This window comes from Candidatus Manganitrophus noduliformans (genome assembly GCF_012184425.1).
Classification (GTDB): Bacteria; Nitrospirota; Nitrospiria; order SBBL01; family Manganitrophaceae; genus Manganitrophus; species Manganitrophus noduliformans.
Genome location: NZ_VTOW01000006.1, coordinates 23,645 through 38,272 on the forward strand (window position 1 = coordinate 23,645; position 14,628 = coordinate 38,272).

Sequence of the window (14,628 nt, forward strand, 5' to 3'; positions counted from 1 at the left end):
ATTTAGGAGCGAGGCCGGTGCAAGATGCACCGGCCTCTATTTATTGTTTTGCAGCGTTTCTATTTTGAGTTGTTGTCGGGTTGTTTCGACCCGTTGCCGTTTTTCCCCGCCTCGGCCCCCCCCTTGTCGCTGCTGGCCGGCGGGCAGGGAACGTGTCCGGCGTCGATCTCTTCATTGGAATTTTTGGTGAGCGGGCTGTCATTCCCCACCGCTTGATCTCGTCGGCCGAGATTCGCTGTCCCGTCCAACCCCGCCGCCTGGTCCCGGCTCGACGGCAATTCCCCGCTTAACCCGGGTGGACACTCGGCCGCCGTTTCCTGCCGGTCCCCGCTTTTCGGTTTTTCTTCGGCTGCCGCCGGGGAGTTTTTCTTTTCGGAGGGTTTTTCACCCCATCCTAGATCGGCCTGAATAAAAAAGATCCCCGTCACAAATACAAAAAACAAAATCCCGCGCATTTTCTTCATCACGACCTTGCTCCTCTGAGGTTGAAACCTCCCCCCGTCGCAAATACCCTATACATCCATGGTAATGTTTGAGGCGAAGGCGGGTCAAGAGAAGCCCCAAAGCGGTGCCGGAATGGAATGTAGGGATGTTAATAAATATGCTTGGAGTCCAAGAAACGACAACGCCCACCGATGAGTGGGCGTTGTCTGCATCCTGAGCTGATTTGTTTTGAATTGGGAATATGGATCTAAGCGGCTATCTCCCTCGCCGCGGGCTCGGCGGCAGGGCTTCGTAGCGTTGCTTTAAGTCGGGATGCTCCGATAAGAATCGGTTTACGGCTTCTTTGTCCGCAAAGACCTCCGGGCTTCGCTTCTGGTACTCTGCGATCGTGAGATCATGTTTGGCGAGCACCTTCGCCACCTCCGCATTGATCTCCTCTTCCATTTTTTGCAATTCTTCCATCGAGGGGCCCCCTCCCTCCGGATCGCCGAATCGCGGCGCTCCCCGCCGGCGGAAATAATCCCGCATCGATTCCCCCAGATCGATCCGCGCCTTCACATACTTTTCGACTTCCGCCGGATCGGTCGCGGTCCCCGGCGCGGTGTCGGCGGCCGATTCGGACATCATTCCCATCCACCCGATGGCGCCGATCATGAGGATGAAAACCCATCTGAGATTCGCTCGAAAGTGGTTCATTGTATCCCCCTGTCTAAGTAATGATTCATTTTAAATGACGATCCCTGATGAAAAGCTGATCGATAGTCTGCCATGGACGGGGGGAAGGTGTCAACGGTGTTCCTCCGTCTTGACATTTTTCCCCGAGAAGCTGACATTATTCTAAAATAGAGTAAACTTAAAAGGAATATTTTGATGTCGGAGGGAGATCATGCTCTCCCTTGTCTTTCACCTTGTTTTTGATTGAGGGGAGGTCGGAATGCGGACGGTTTGGAAGGCGTTGGCCGTTTGTTTTGCGGTTTTAGTCTTCGGGTTTGTTTCTCCGGCGATGGCCGGCGTATACACCTATTCTGATGTGATGATCGGCGGACGGAGCGCCCAGATGGGCGGGGCCTACACCGGCGTCGCGGAAGACGGGTCCGCGGCCTACTTCAACCCGGCGGGGCTGGGCCAGATCACGACCCCCAGCATGTCGATCTCCGCCAACGGCCTCGATATCCAGACGTACACCCTTGAAAAGCGCCTCTTCGAGCAGGATCTCACCTTCCGATCGAACGCATTTTATCCTTCCGCCTGGTCGGTCGTCCAGTCGTTGGGGGAGTATCGGCTTGCTTTTTCCGCAATCGTCCCGAGCAACCTTGATGTGATCTCAACGACGAACTTCAGAAATGTGGAACTGTTGCCGGGCCAGTTCTTCGATGTCGGATTGATCGACTCCAGAATCAAAGACCGTGTTTATCTCATCGGCCCGTCGCTGGCGTACCGGATCACGCCGACCTTGATGGTCGGTGCAACCCTCTATTATTGGTATGGTGAAGCCCTTCGAGAGACGACCCTCTTTTTCGGCGGAGCGAGCGGGCAGAGCCAGGTAGGGCAGTTCAGCCGGACAAGCACGACGACGCACGGTCTGCTGGGGCAGATCGGTTTCTTGGCCAAGCCTTCGGAGCGCTACGCCGTCGGCCTGCTCCTGCGGGCGCCGGTTCCTTTGGACCAGACGATCAAGACGGACAATCAGGAATATTCGTTTGATGCGACATCCGGTATTTTTACGAACAGTTTTTCACAAAGCGAAACAAGCCAGTCGGCCCGGCGCCCGCCCGGCGCCACCCTCGGTCTGGCGCTTCATCCGTCCTTGGGCCGGACATTCTCCTTTGATCTCTCCTACTACGGTTCCGCCGGTTATTCTGTTTCATCGAGGGAGATCGACATCCGCCCGGTTTGGAATGCGGCGTTCGGGTTTGAAGAAGTGATCCGGCCGAAATTCCCGATCCGGTTCGGCCTCTATACGAATCGAAGCGCCGCGCCCCGTCTGAATGATCGTCCAACGGTGCAGGATGACCGGGTCGATTCGTACGGGGCGACCCTCGGCGCCGGCTACATCGATGAACTTTCTACGTTCGATGTGGGGATGCGCTACGCGCTGGGGAAGGGAAAGACCAAAGATGCAACCACCGGAGAGCACTTTGACGTGAAATCCCAGGTGCTGACCTTTTTTGTCTCCGGCAGCGTTCTTTTCTGAGGGGTCGGTTAATTCGAACCCCGGTCGATCCACTTCCGGATTTTTTCTTCGTTTTGGACGGAGAGATTGAGGAACGAGACGCCGGCGCCGATGCCGGGATGAATGTAGAGGACGCGGGCGCGGACGCGGATTTCGTCCGGGTCGGCGTCGGCCAGTTTGAAGCGAAGCTCGAATTCGGCTCCGGTCTGAAAATCGGCCACCATTTCAATGTACATCCCGCCGATGCTCAGGTCCATGGTGCGCCGCTTCCCAACACCGACAATGTCGATATCTGTAATGAAGGGGACCCGTTTTGATGCGCACTGGTCATCCGTCATGGCGGCCTTCCTACACTAAAGGTGAGAATTCAGACAGGGGATGGACGGGAAGAAGATTAGCAAATGTTCCCTAAGGCGTCAAGGTGAAAGTGACGAAATTGTCTGATGCAGGATCGTACCGCTTCTATCCCTATCGTAACCCTGGGGGACTGAATCGGTTCCGTCTTTTTCACCCCGCGTTTTCTTTCTGCAGAAATTGCATTCGTCCTGTTGTTTCGTTTATGATGAATTTGTTTTGCGGTTCATTCAGGGTACATACGGGGCAGGGAGCGCGTGCTGGGATGATTCGAATTCGGAGGGTGTGGAAAGCGGTCATCGGCGTGGCTCTCATTTTTTTTCTCCTTTCCGGCCAGGCCCTGGCGGAAGAGAAGGAACGGAAGAAGTTCGATCTCTCGGCCGCCTTTCGGTACAGTCTTCCGATCGGAGAGGAAGAGCCGGGATTGGATTGGTCGGACCTCTATGAGGTGGGCTCCGTGGTGGCGCTCGAATTGAGCTATCGCGCCACCCGTCGTGTCGCCGTCTACGTTGGAGGGGCCTACCATCTCTACCGGGCGAAAGAGATTTCGCTGGAGACCCCTGCGGGGACCGTCGACGGGCGGTTTAACGATCAGGAGCTGCTCTCGGTTTATCTGGGGGTGAAGGGATATCTTTTCGGTCCGGCCCTTCCGCAAGAGGCGGCCGGCATCGATCCTTACCTGCGGGCCGATGTCGGTTTCACGCAATTCAACGGGGCGGACTTCAACGCCGAACCGATCGCCGATCGGAGCCGGAAGTTCGCCTTCTCCTTCGGCGTCGGCGCCGATGTCCTCACCTACACGAATGTTCTCCTTTTCTTCGAGATAAAATATGAGGATCACGGTATCCCCGATGAAGCGGGGGAGTCGTTCCGCGCGATGCCGATTTCGGTGGGCGTTCGGTATTTGATGTAGAACCGGGTTCTGTTTCTTCATCCCAAAATTGACTTTCTCTCCGCATCGCAGTATCATGCCGTGGTTTCCTGCCTGCCGGGTCGCGCTTCGGATTTGGTTCGTTCCACGGAGAAAGGTGATGTTCAATCGGATGACCTCGATCTTTATCCCCCTGATGGCGCTGAATCTATCCCTCATCTCCATCCTGGAGCCTCCCAGCCCCGTCATTTCCGATCTCAACATCTCGCCCGCGTCCGGCCCCGCCGGGAGCATCTACACGATCTCGCTTCGGATCGCGAGCCGGGGCGGTATTGTCCCGCTGCTTCATCAGTTGAGGGAGGGACGTGAAGAGCTCGACATCCCTCTTCGAGACGACGGCTTGGAAGGGGATGTGAAGAAGGGGGATGGGATCTACATCGGGCACAGCGGGGTCCCGCCTCGGGCGGCCAGGCAGACCCACCGCTTCGAGGTCTTCGTGCAAGATCACGCGGGGCGTAAAAGTAACGTGCTGGAGTATCGGTTCACGGTGTTGAAAGGGACGGGAGTTTGAAGGGAAACTTTAATCGGAAAATGTGATCCCCGTCTTCTGTACTTCTTGATACGGCAGCAGCCACACCATCGACTCGTCGTGCAAATCAATCACCTGAATCCGGTTGCCGAATGGGTCGCGGAAGTCGCAACGGAACCGCGGTTCCAGCGTGAGCCCATATTTTTTACCGACTTTTTCGCGGACTTCCATCACCTGTTTGTCGTCCCGCACGATGAGGGCAAAATGCCGCGTCCGGTCGGGCTTCACCTCGTCGACCTCGAACATAGCCAAGAACTGATGCTCGCCGAGCTTGAAAAAAGCGTCTCCTTCCCCATCATCGAGTTTTTCGAGATTGAAGACATCCTGGTAGAAAGCGATCCCCTTCTCCAAGTCATCCACTTCGATTGCAATGTGACCCAAGCCGTAGACATGCACGCTCATATCGATCTCCTTATTTCAGTGCGGTTGGCGGAATCATTTTTGAGTTAAGGACTGCTGCGGAGTCAATTTTTCCAGAAAATGCCGGGCGACCCGGTACCGAATGTAGCGGTCGAAAAGTGAAGCGGTGTAGTGTCCGGCGGGGAGGACGATCCAGTCGGGCTGTCCCAATGCCTTCCAAAGTTCTCGGGCGTTCGTATGAGGGATCACCTTGTCGAAGCGGCCATTGACCATCAAGATCCGCTCCGGGTCGAGCCGCCCTGCATAGGTGAGCGGGTCGACCGGTTTCAGCGCGGTGATCGCTTCCCGTTTGAATTCCTCGGCGCTCCACCCGTTCGCGAGCATGATCCGGTCCCGAATTCTTCCTTTGACATATCCTTGTGGGGAGGCCATGATCTCGGGAAGATTTCCCCCGCCGAGGAGATAGGCCGTCGCTTCGATCTGACCGTCGGCTTCCGTAAGAAGGGCGCCGACAATCGCGCCGAGACTGATGCCGAGGAGGCCGATCCGTTTTGCATCGACGGAGGGCTGGCGGGAGAGCCAATCGACAAGCTGCGCCGCCTCCGCCACCTGCAGCCGGATCAGCTCCGCGAGGGTGTCGAGCCTCACCGCGGCGCTGCGGAGGCCGGTCAGGTAGCGTTGGCTGCTGAACTGCAAACAAATGAATCCCTTTTTGACGAGCTCTTGCGCAAAACCTGAAATGATGCGGTCGCCCCAGATGCCGGGGAGCAGGAGGATCGCCGGAAAGGGTCCATTCCCCTCCGGCTGCCAGACGCGGACCGTCATGGCGCCGAGGTGAACTTCTTCAACGATGTAACCGTCGTCCTGATGAAAAACGGTCCGCTGAATCGCCTGGTAGGGCGGACCGGGATCTTGGAGGGAGAAGATCGGATTGGTTCTCACGCCGGGGGTCTCTCTATGTTTGTTGGGGTACTCGATACAGGCGGCCATCGATAAAAAGAGAAGCAAAAAGAGAATGGCCTGATTCAGCCGGTTCATAAGCCGGTCCTCATTGAGGACTTACACAGCGGGCGGGCGGTTCAGGGCGAGCGATGAAATACCCATCAAAGACGACACTTTATTCTAAAATAGCGGGAGCGCGGTTTACAACTATTTAATTGTGCGTTGAACGGTTGAAGCCGCCTACCGACGCCGAGGGGAAGGTTTTTTTCTCCGAGCGGTTTTCAAGGTCGCCTCCAGAATTCCGATCTTCCCATCGACCCGCGTCCGGCGGAAGCGCGAAAAGCCGGCGCGCTTCAGCCAGGCCGTCGCCTCCTGCCAGGTGTAGCAGCGGCCGCGTTCAGTGAAGAGAAGCATCATCAGGTTAAAGGAGGAGACGTCGGGGGGATGGGCCTGGTCTTTGTCGAGAAAATATTCGACGATGATGAGCCGGCCGCCCGGTTTTAATGCCTTTTTGATTTTTTTCAAAACCCGGCGGTTTTCTTCGGGGGAGTAGATATGGACCACATTGGAGTAGAAGATCACGTCATACGGCCCGCCGTAGTCGTCGGTGAAGAGATCCCCCCCGATGACGTCGACCTGTTCCGAGAGGTCCGCGCGCTTTGCTTCGGCAAGGGCGACTTTGACCGCCGCCGGGCGGTCGAAGATGGTGGCGTGAAGTTCGGGATATTTGACCAGCAGGGCGAAAGCGTACGAGCCGGCCCCTCCCCCGAGGTCGAGGAGGGTCCGGGCGCCGCGCAGATCGATGGGGCGGAGGATCTTCGGAGCAAGGTAGAAGCTTCGCTCGTGAAGGGCTTTGGAAAAATGTCTGCGGAAGGCCGGATTGTCGGGCGGGGAACGTTTCTTCGGCCGGCGGCCTTTTCGGACGGCGTCGGCCAGACCGATCCAGTCGTCCCAATGCTGGCCGGCGAGCCAGATGAAATTGGTGATCGATTGGATGCTGGCGGTGTCGAGGTAGGTTCGGCTGAGGGGGGTGTTACGATAGCGTTCGCCCGACTTGGCGAGGAGGCCCATCCCGGTCAAGGCGTTGAGGAGGAATTCCACCCCTTCCGGGGAGGCATCCGCCCTGCGGGCGATCTCCTTCGCCGTCGCCGGTTTCTTCCCGATATGGGTAAAGAGGTCGAGCTCCACCCCGGCGATCAGTGTGCGGGAATCGGTGAAGGCGTCGGCGGTGCGGAGGAGCTCTTCGTAGGTTCGGATCAAGGGGTGTCGCTCCGTTTGTTTTTCATTCCGAATTCCTCATTCCACGATTGTTCTTTAGAGCCCCATCCTCCGTTTTAAATAAAGGTATCCCAGCGAGAAAAGGCTCATCAGGATGACGGCGGCGAGGGTGAGGATCAAGATGCGGAGTTTGGCGCGGATTTCTTTTTCGATCAATGCGTCGAACCGCCGCTCGATCTCATCGATCTTGGCGTCGACCTTCGCTTCGATCAGGAGCATCTGCTCCGCCGCGAATCGGTCCGCCTCGGTGCGGGCGTGGGAGACAAATTCATTCCGCTTCCGATCGATGTACAGATCGGTTTTCTCCCGGACCCTTTCCGCCATCCGCGCGGTCACAAAAGGGCTGAGGACCTTTCCGATATTGATCCAGACTTGCCATGCCATCGACGACTACCCTTTCAACAAAAGGACCGTGAGCCAGCCCTGAACAAAAAAGAGGATCACGATCAGTGACAGCTCCACCTTCAATGCGCGGGAACGAAGTTGAAGAAGCTTTAAGAAGACGATCCGCTGGACCATCCGCGGGAGCGCGCGGTACCAGGCCCTCAGTTCGATCAGGTCGTATAGAAGATAGCCGGCGAAGAGGAGCGCCACGATCCACCGAAACGCCGGATAGGGTTCAAAGATTTCCATTCTGATGACCTTTCGGAATCTGTTTCGGCTGCTATCCTAACGATTCTTTCGACAAAGATCAAGACGGAAGAGGGATGCGCGGGGATAAAAAACAATCCGCCGCCGGAGTCGTCGGCGACCCGGCGGCGGTCTGTCTTGGGAAGAGATGCGATTAGAATCGCGAGGCGGTGAGTCTGACGTCGGCCCGCTGCCACGCCTTCTCGAACCGCCGCTTCGCCGAGGCCGCTTTTTCCTTTTTCCCTTGGGCCTTGCGGCTTTTCATCAGGCCGTAGAACGACCAGCCGTTGTTCGGATTGCGCTTCAGATCTTCCAGATAGACCTGCTCGGCCTCCGCCGGGCGCTCCGCCGCCAGGAGGACCGCGCCGAGATTCTGGCGGACCGGCTGATACCAGGGGGGCGGCTCCTCGTAGACGAGGCGGTCCTCGATCTCGACCGCTTCGTTGAGCGCCTTGACCGCGTCGTCGGTCCGGCCCTCGCCGGCGGCGATCTCTCCGGAGAGGACTTTGGTTGCGATCCGGAGGAGCGCCTGGCCCGAGTTGATGCTGATGATCAGATCGGGGCCGACCTCCTCGGCCAGCTTCGCCAACGAATCGAGCTCCGCTTGGGCTTCTTCCGTTTTCCCGGTTGCCGCGAGGGCGCGCCCGCGGGCGTAGCGCCAGATGCCGGTGGTGTATTTAAATTCGGTCGCCGGGGCCGGCTCCTTCAAAATCTCTTCCCACTTTCCGAACCGGGTCAGGGCGAAATAAGCGGTCGGCTTGAACATCTCGAGCGGCGGGACCCCCCGCACCAATTCATCGGGGACCTTCTCCACCAGATCCCGCGCCGCTTGAATCGCCACCTCACTCCTTCCGGCCATCGCCGCCGCCGCGTAGAGAAAGTGAATGTTGTGCGGGTAGTAGGCCATCGTGTAGAAACCTTGCGCTTTCCGGTCCTGGATAAAGTTCTCATCGGCGTGGATGGCGTGGACATTGGCCTCCTCGGCCTCTTTGTACATCCCGACCCGGATGTAGACATGGGCCGGCATGTGGACCAGATGTCCCGCCCCCGGCATCAGCTTGGCGAGGCGCTTGGCGCAGGGGAGGGCCCGTTCCGGCTCGAAGGAGGCTTCGACGGCGTGAATGTAGTAGTGGCAGGCGCCGGGATGATTCTTGTTTTTATCGAGCACCGCCTCGAGCGTTTCGACGATCTCTTCGGTGTTTCCTTTCGCCTCCCCCTCGTAGGTCCAATAGTCCCACGGCTGCAAGTCCATCAGCGCCTCGGCGAAGAGGGTCGCGGCGTCGGTGTCCTTCGGATATTTTTTGGCGACCTCGCGCATCGCGCCGGCGTAGGCCCGATCGCGCGACGCGCGGCTCTCTCCCGGCTCGGCGGCGTAACGCTTCGAGAGGGCGTCGATGTAGGCCCGCTCGGCTTCCGAGACGTTCGGGGCGAGGGCGACCGCATTCTGAACCAGCTCGTGCGCCGACGGCTCGGTCTTCGGCTCCATCGGCAGATTGATGTTCGGCCCCATTGCCAACGCCGCTCCCCAATAACACATGGCGCAGTCGGGATCGATCCGCGCCCCTTCCATGAAGGAGACGATCGCCTCCTCATGATTGAAGGCGTAGGTGAGCCGCAAGCCCTGGTCGAAATAACGCTGGGCTTGAGGAGATTTTGTGGTGATTTTGTGGTGATGTTTTCCGAGGTTGTCGTAGAGAGGAACCGAGGCGGGTTCCGCCTCCTTCGCGAGGGAGGGAGCCGCCCAGAGCAACGCCAGTAGCAAAAGTGTTCCGTATTTCATCGGTGTTTTCTCCTTTTCGATCGAAGTGACTGCCGAAGGGTAAGATGCAGGGGTGATGGAGTGGAGTATAAGCAGGGATCGTGGAGATAATCAAGGGGAATACAGAGCAGTCCCCCTTCTAGGAGAGGGAAACCAATCGAATTGATCGACCTGTCGAACCCTTTTTGGCGCGGGCCGATGGGGTATACCACTCTGTCCCAGAGCTCCGGGGGTTCTACACTTCCAACCCAAAAAGCAAGGGGTTGATTCTACAAAACCGATCTTGTTTTTTCTTCCTCTTGATTGACCTGCCCCCGCCTGCCTATAATTTAACCATGAATGTGAAATCTCTCGATCATTCGATCTCCTTTCGTCATCCTCCCTTTGAAGAAGGATGGATGAAGCTCTTGTGGGGGCAATTGAATCGGATTCGTCCCGACGGTGAGAGCCTGCGTCGCGCTCTGACCGGTTGGGGAAAAATGGCCATGTGGGGTCTGGTCCCCATTCTGGCGGGGGTTGCCTATCAAGCAAGGGTGAGCGCAAACAATGCCCGGCGTTATCCGGCCCCCGGCAGACTGATCGATGTAGGGGGACGCCGTCTTCACCTCCATGTGATGGGAGAAGGAAAGCCGACGGTGCTTCTGGAGGCGGCCGGATTCGGCTGCTCGGTCGACTATCTCGCGATCCAGTCGGAGATTTCGAAAACGACCCGCGCTTGCACCTACGATCGGGCGGGGATGGGATGGAGCGATCCCTGCGATGCACCGCGCAGCGTTCGTGCGCTCGTGGAAGATTTAAGGACGCTCCTCCGGTGCGTCGAAATCGAACCTCCTTATGTCCTCGTGGGCGGATCCGCCGGGGGACTGATCATTGAGTTCTTCGCGCGAACGTACCCGGAGGAGGTGGTCGGGCTGGTGCTGAGCGACGCCCTGGATGGGGAGGTGCTTGCGCGGTTGCCGCGCGCCAGCGCGCACGTAATGAAGATGGTCTCCCTTGGACAAATTTGCGCCCGCTTAGGAGTTCTCCATCTGCTTGATCCTTTCAGTCTAAAAAAGCTGCCGCTGGACGAGGGGAGCATCCGCTCGGTGCTGACCTATCGTGCCGCCGCCTGGGATGCGGCGCGATGCTTTCTGAAGAGTCTCGAGAGAAGCGAAATCGATCTGCGCGAGGCACCGCCGCTGCGGCCCGATCTGCCGCTTCGCGTCCTGACCCACGGCCTCACCGGCGACCTGCTCGGACCGCGGGGCGATCCTGAATTATTGCAGGAGATCGAACCGATCTGGCAGGCGCAACAGGCCGCCCTGGCACAGCGCTCCTCAAAGGGAAAGCAGATCATCGCGGAGAAGAGCGGCCATCGAATTATTGCGCAGCAACCCGATCTGGTTCTTCATGCGATTCAAGAAGTCATTGAGGCGGCCAAACAGGGTTGAACCTTCAAGAGACTTTCCATCGCTTCGATCTTCATGAAGCATCGATCTAACCGACTAAGCAGGATCATTGCTTTCAGCCATGAGAAGGAGCTTGGCATGCAAAAACGACAATTGGGGAGAGAGGGTCTGACCGTATCGGCCATCGGCCTTGGCTGCATGGGAATGTCCGAATTCTATGGTCGGAAGGATGATCAAGAATCGATCGAGACGATTCACCGGGCGCTTGATCTTGGGATTAACTTTCTGGACACCGCCGACATGTATGGAGTAGGACACAATGAAACCTTGGTCGGGAAAGCGATTGCGGGACGGCGCGATCAAGTCATCATTGCCACCAAGTTTGGGAATGTGCGGGGCCCGGACGGAAGCTTCCTCGGAGTGAACGGTCGGCCGGACTATGTCCGGTCGGCGTGTGAAGCGAGCCTGCGGCGGCTGAACGTGGAGGTGATCGATCTCTATTATCAGCATCGGGTTGACCCGGAGACGCCGATTGAAGAGACGGTCAGCGCGATGGCGGCGCTGGTGCGCGAAGGGAAGGTCCGCTATCTGGGGCTGTCCGAGGCGGCCCCGAGCACGATCCGCCGGGCGCAGACCGTTCACCCGATCGCGGCGCTGCAGACCGAATATTCTCTTTGGACCCGCGATCCGGAAGACGAGATCCTTCCGACCTGCCGCGCGCTTGGGATCGGTTTTGTCGCCTATAGTCCCCTTGGCCGCGGATTCCTGAGCGGAAAGATCAAGCGCTTTGAAGATCTGGAGGAAGGGGATTTCCGGCGCCTCTCGCCCCGCTTTCAGGGAAAGAACTTCAAGCACAACCTCGACCTCGTCCGGCGGATCGAGGAGCTGGCTGTTGAAAAAGGGGCGAGCCCTTCGCAGCTGGCGCTGGCGTGGCTGTTGGCGCAGTGGAATGAGATCGTCCCCATCCCCGGGACCCGCAAGCGATCCCATCTGGAGGAGGATATCGCCTCGCTGAATGTCGAGATCACGTTGGAAGATCTTCTCTCGATCAATGAAGCGGCCCCGCACGGCGGCACGTGGGGAGAGCGTTATCCCGAGCAGGGAATGCGGGCGGTGAATCTGTAGTCCCGTTCAGATCGGGTCGGAAAAAGCGAGGCCGGCCTTGGAACTGAAGGCCGGCCTCGTCGTTCAGGATCACTCTTCGGAGAGAACCTTGATTTCGTTTTGAAGCGATGCGACCTGTTTTCGATCCCGCACCAGATCGCCGGCTTGTCTCTTCTGGCTTTCGGACAGCGCGTATCCCTGCAATCTCACCGATCCATCTTCAACCGTGACGTTGAGCTTCGAAATATTGACCATCGGGTTTTTCAGAAGATCCGCTCTGATTTTCTTCGCCAGTGCGATATCCGGGGTCAGGGGCGCGACCACTTTGATGCGATCAACGAGTTCCTTCACGACGGGGATCTCGCCGGCGGTTTGCACCGCGTACCCCCGCTCATAGTGGGTGAGGACCGTTCCGCTGAGGATCACAATGCCGTTTTCGGTCTTCACGTCGACGTCGCTGAGATCGACATGATTGTCCCGGTCGAAAAGCGCTTTCACTCTGGTTGTGATTTCCAGGTCCGATGCGGCCGGACCCGTCGGCCCTTTCGGGGCCGACCAGGCCGGCGATACGGCCGTTGCGATCATGAGAAAAAAGAATCCGAAAAGGGTTCCCATCGGCAGGAAGGTTCTTTTCATGAGCGTCCCTCCTTATGAGTTTAGGTTGACGAAATGTGACGGCCGAGGGCTGGGCCGGATTCGGCACGTCCTTTAGCGCATATAGATGGGCGTGATAGTCTGCCCGGTAATATCCCGTTCTCGATCTCTTCCAGAATACCAAAAGAGGAAATCGATGGATAGTCACCCCTTGGGTATTACCCGAATAGACTAGACCCTATTTTCCAGAGGACTGACTCCGGTTATTTTCTCGAATTGAATGGACGATTCGGAGTTGATAGGCTAGAGAGCTTGGACAGGCCGGGACCGTACCCGGCAATTGAGAACCGAAAGCCTATCGATGCTCCAAGGGATATGCCGGAGCAGAAAGGAGGCGCGATGAGCATGAAAAAAATGACGATCGGATTGGGCCTGTGGACGGCTCTTTTCATGCTGCCTGACGGCTCGCTGCATGCGGCGACGCCTCGATCTGAAACTGAAAAGGCCTTTACCACGATCACGGGAAAAATCGACCGGATCGACGGGGGGATGATCTTCCTGGAGCCGGAGGAGGGGAGCGGAAAGCAGCGGATGTTCAGCCTGAACAAAGCAAAGGAAGAGGGGCTTCGGAATTTCAACGTCGGCGACCGGGTGACGGTCGAACTCGACCGGGATAATCTGATTGTCGATATTTACAAAGGGATGCCGAAGAGCGAGCCTGATGCTGCGGAGATGACGCGCTGAGGCACTGAGCGCGAGCAACGCGACCTCGCTCTATCCCGTGATTCTTCAAAGAGAAGCCCCGGGGGAGGTAATCCCTTGGGGCTTCACCCTTTCCGCTTTTGAAAACGGCGGGAGGAGGATACTCCTTTCGGATTACCCCTTTTGGGGGATCGTTATCGGGCTCAAACGTTGATAAGATAAAGTTAGGGTATCTGTTTCCCGGGATTCATTTACTGTGAGGTGAGAGAGATGAAACGTCGGACCGGCTTGGTTTTGATCGGAATCTGGATGGGAACACTCCTTTTCGGGGTTTTCCCGGCCGGGGCGGAGGGGGAGAAGGTCGTTCATCCGGTCAGACCGGTTCAATCGGAGCGGGATCTCGGTTCCGATCGCTCCGCCACGGTCGAGCCGGAAGATCGCGGGGGGGGCGGCCTCGACGATCCCCTTGAGTTTGAAGCCCGGCGCGAAACTCCGCCCCCGCAAAGGGAAGCGGAAGCGCTTCGGTTTCATCAGAATTCCACTTTGGAGCGCTTTGAGAATGCCGATGCGCATGGGCAGCTGGTTCTCTCCTTCTCGTCCGAGGGGGTGGAACTGAAGCTTCGAAGCATCACGGGTGCGGAGGCGCCGGTGGCCGGCGCGAACCGCTCGCCCGAAGAGTGAATGGACTAGATCGGGTCGAGTTTTTCCCCCCAGCAAGGATCGGGAAGACGCGCGAAGGTTTCCCGAAGCCCCTCCGCCCACTGCCGTTTGATTTCGCAGAAGTAGGGATCTTGTTGATCGATGCTCCGGCGGACGTCGACCCGCAGACGGTCGCGCTCGTAGCAGAGCAGATCGATCGGAAGACCGACGGAGATATTGCTTCGAATCGTGGAGTCGAAGGAGAGGAGGGCGCACTTGGCCCCTTCGTCCAAAGTACTGCTCCGGGTGATGAGGCGATCGAGAATCGGTTTTCCGTATTTACTCTCTCCGATCTGGAAGTAAGGGGTTTCCGCCGTCGCCTCGATGAAATTCCCGGCGGCGTAGATGTTAAACAAACGCGGCTGCTCGCCGCGAATCTGTCCCCCCAAGATGATCGACGCGATGAACTCTTCCCCATGCTGCTTCAGATAGCCGCCGTCGATCTCATAGATCTTCCGTAAAGCGCTTCCGACCAGCCGCGCCGCGGCGTACAGCGACGGCACATTCCAGATCGTCTCGCCGATCTCCGCGGAAGGATCTTCGTCCAAGAGATTGATCACCCCCTGCGTGATCGACAGATTCCCGGCGGCCATCAAAACCAACAGCCGGTCTCCCGGTTTTTCATAGACGGTCATCTTCCGAAACGTGGCGATATGATCGACACCGGCATTGGTGCGGGAGTCGGAGGCGAAAACCAGCCCCGAATCAAGCAACATTCCAACACAATACGTCATAGGACCT

Annotated in this window: 18 protein-coding genes; 7 read left to right on the forward strand and 11 right to left on the reverse strand. The window is 57.8% G+C overall.

Translation table 11 applies throughout. The features are described 5' to 3' along the window. Positions 1 to 59: 59 nt before the first annotated feature. Both MNODULE_RS21630 and MNODULE_RS21635 read right to left on the reverse strand, forming a co-directional pair. Complete coding sequence (locus tag MNODULE_RS21630) at positions 60 to 467, reverse strand: hypothetical protein (RefSeq protein WP_168063277.1); 408 nt, start codon at positions 465 to 467, stop codon at positions 60 to 62. Between the two features lie 232 nt (positions 468 to 699). Further along, positions 700 to 1,140 carry a DUF4168 domain-containing protein gene (locus MNODULE_RS21635; protein WP_168063278.1) on the reverse strand — a complete coding sequence of 147 codons (441 nt, stop codon included), beginning with the start codon at positions 1,138 to 1,140 and terminating at the stop codon, positions 700 to 702. 238 nt (positions 1,141 to 1,378) lie between these two features. Between MNODULE_RS21635 and MNODULE_RS21640 the strand changes: the two genes are divergently transcribed. Next, complete coding sequence (locus MNODULE_RS21640) at positions 1,379 to 2,638, forward strand: OmpP1/FadL family transporter (protein WP_168063279.1); 1,260 nt, start codon at positions 1,379 to 1,381, stop codon at positions 2,636 to 2,638. An 8-nt stretch (positions 2,639 to 2,646) separates the two neighbouring features. Here the strand turns inward: MNODULE_RS21640 and MNODULE_RS21645 are convergent, their stop codons facing one another. Then, positions 2,647 to 2,955: a PilZ domain-containing protein gene (locus tag MNODULE_RS21645; RefSeq protein WP_168063280.1), complete on the reverse strand. Its 309-nt coding sequence runs from the start codon at positions 2,953 to 2,955 to the stop codon at positions 2,647 to 2,649. Between the two features lie 281 nt (positions 2,956 to 3,236). Between MNODULE_RS21645 and MNODULE_RS21650 the strand changes: the two genes are divergently transcribed. Next, positions 3,237 to 3,884 (forward strand): outer membrane beta-barrel protein, encoded by a 648-nt coding sequence (locus tag MNODULE_RS21650; protein WP_168063281.1) that lies wholly within the window; start codon positions 3,237 to 3,239, stop codon positions 3,882 to 3,884. A gap of 55 nt (positions 3,885 to 3,939) precedes the next feature. After that, positions 3,940 to 4,413, forward strand: coding sequence for a hypothetical protein (locus tag MNODULE_RS21655; RefSeq protein ID WP_168063282.1), 474 nt, complete (start codon positions 3,940 to 3,942; stop codon positions 4,411 to 4,413). Between the two features lie 9 nt (positions 4,414 to 4,422). Here the strand turns inward: MNODULE_RS21655 and MNODULE_RS21660 are convergent, their stop codons facing one another. The 6 genes from MNODULE_RS21660 to MNODULE_RS21685 form a co-directional block, all read right to left on the reverse strand. After that, positions 4,423 to 4,833: a VOC family protein gene (locus tag MNODULE_RS21660; RefSeq protein ID WP_168063283.1), complete on the reverse strand. Its 411-nt coding sequence runs from the start codon at positions 4,831 to 4,833 to the stop codon at positions 4,423 to 4,425. A gap of 33 nt (positions 4,834 to 4,866) precedes the next feature. Beyond that, entirely contained in the window at positions 4,867 to 5,829 is a 963-nt protein-coding gene (locus MNODULE_RS21665; RefSeq protein ID WP_168063284.1) for an alpha/beta hydrolase family protein, read from the reverse strand. A 144-nt stretch (positions 5,830 to 5,973) separates the two neighbouring features. Continuing rightward, positions 5,974 to 6,993: a methyltransferase gene (locus MNODULE_RS21670; protein WP_168063285.1), complete on the reverse strand. Its 1,020-nt coding sequence runs from the start codon at positions 6,991 to 6,993 to the stop codon at positions 5,974 to 5,976. 54 nt (positions 6,994 to 7,047) lie between these two features. Continuing rightward, positions 7,048 to 7,395: a hypothetical protein gene (locus tag MNODULE_RS21675; protein ID WP_168063286.1), complete on the reverse strand. Its 348-nt coding sequence runs from the start codon at positions 7,393 to 7,395 to the stop codon at positions 7,048 to 7,050. A 6-nt stretch (positions 7,396 to 7,401) separates the two neighbouring features. Next, positions 7,402 to 7,644 carry a hypothetical protein gene (locus tag MNODULE_RS21680; RefSeq protein ID WP_168063287.1) on the reverse strand — a complete coding sequence of 81 codons (243 nt, stop codon included), beginning with the start codon at positions 7,642 to 7,644 and terminating at the stop codon, positions 7,402 to 7,404. Between the two features lie 151 nt (positions 7,645 to 7,795). Continuing rightward, positions 7,796 to 9,421, reverse strand: a complete 1,626-nt coding sequence (locus tag MNODULE_RS21685) for a hypothetical protein (protein ID WP_168063288.1) — start codon at positions 9,419 to 9,421, stop codon at positions 7,796 to 7,798. Between the two features lie 377 nt (positions 9,422 to 9,798). On the opposite strand from MNODULE_RS21685, the gene MNODULE_RS21690 reads away from it, so the two are divergent. Beyond that, the gene (locus tag MNODULE_RS21690; RefSeq protein ID WP_168063289.1) at positions 9,799 to 10,830 is read left to right on the forward strand and encodes an alpha/beta fold hydrolase; all 1,032 of its coding nucleotides are present in this window, start codon (positions 9,799 to 9,801) and stop codon (positions 10,828 to 10,830) included. Positions 10,831 to 10,926: 96 nt separating this feature from the next. Continuing rightward, positions 10,927 to 11,913 carry an aldo/keto reductase gene (locus MNODULE_RS21695; protein WP_168063290.1) on the forward strand — a complete coding sequence of 329 codons (987 nt, stop codon included), beginning with the start codon at positions 10,927 to 10,929 and terminating at the stop codon, positions 11,911 to 11,913. A 69-nt stretch (positions 11,914 to 11,982) separates the two neighbouring features. On the opposite strand, the gene MNODULE_RS21700 is transcribed toward MNODULE_RS21695, so the two are convergent. Next, positions 11,983 to 12,528: a BON domain-containing protein gene (locus tag MNODULE_RS21700; protein ID WP_168063291.1), complete on the reverse strand. Its 546-nt coding sequence runs from the start codon at positions 12,526 to 12,528 to the stop codon at positions 11,983 to 11,985. Positions 12,529 to 12,885: 357 nt separating this feature from the next. Here MNODULE_RS21700 and MNODULE_RS21705 point away from each other — a divergent pair, with 357 nt between their 5' ends. Both MNODULE_RS21705 and MNODULE_RS21710 read left to right on the forward strand, forming a co-directional pair. Then, the gene (locus MNODULE_RS21705; RefSeq protein WP_168063292.1) at positions 12,886 to 13,230 is read left to right on the forward strand and encodes a hypothetical protein; all 345 of its coding nucleotides are present in this window, start codon (positions 12,886 to 12,888) and stop codon (positions 13,228 to 13,230) included. A 228-nt stretch (positions 13,231 to 13,458) separates the two neighbouring features. Then, a complete protein-coding gene (locus tag MNODULE_RS21710; RefSeq protein ID WP_168063293.1) occupies positions 13,459 to 13,869 on the forward strand; it encodes a hypothetical protein in 411 nt (136 codons plus the stop codon). 5 nt (positions 13,870 to 13,874) lie between these two features. On the opposite strand, the gene MNODULE_RS21715 is transcribed toward MNODULE_RS21710, so the two are convergent. Beyond that, positions 13,875 to 14,621, reverse strand: a complete 747-nt coding sequence (locus MNODULE_RS21715; protein WP_168063294.1) for a proteasome-type protease — start codon at positions 14,619 to 14,621, stop codon at positions 13,875 to 13,877. Positions 14,622 to 14,628 lie beyond the last annotated feature (7 nt).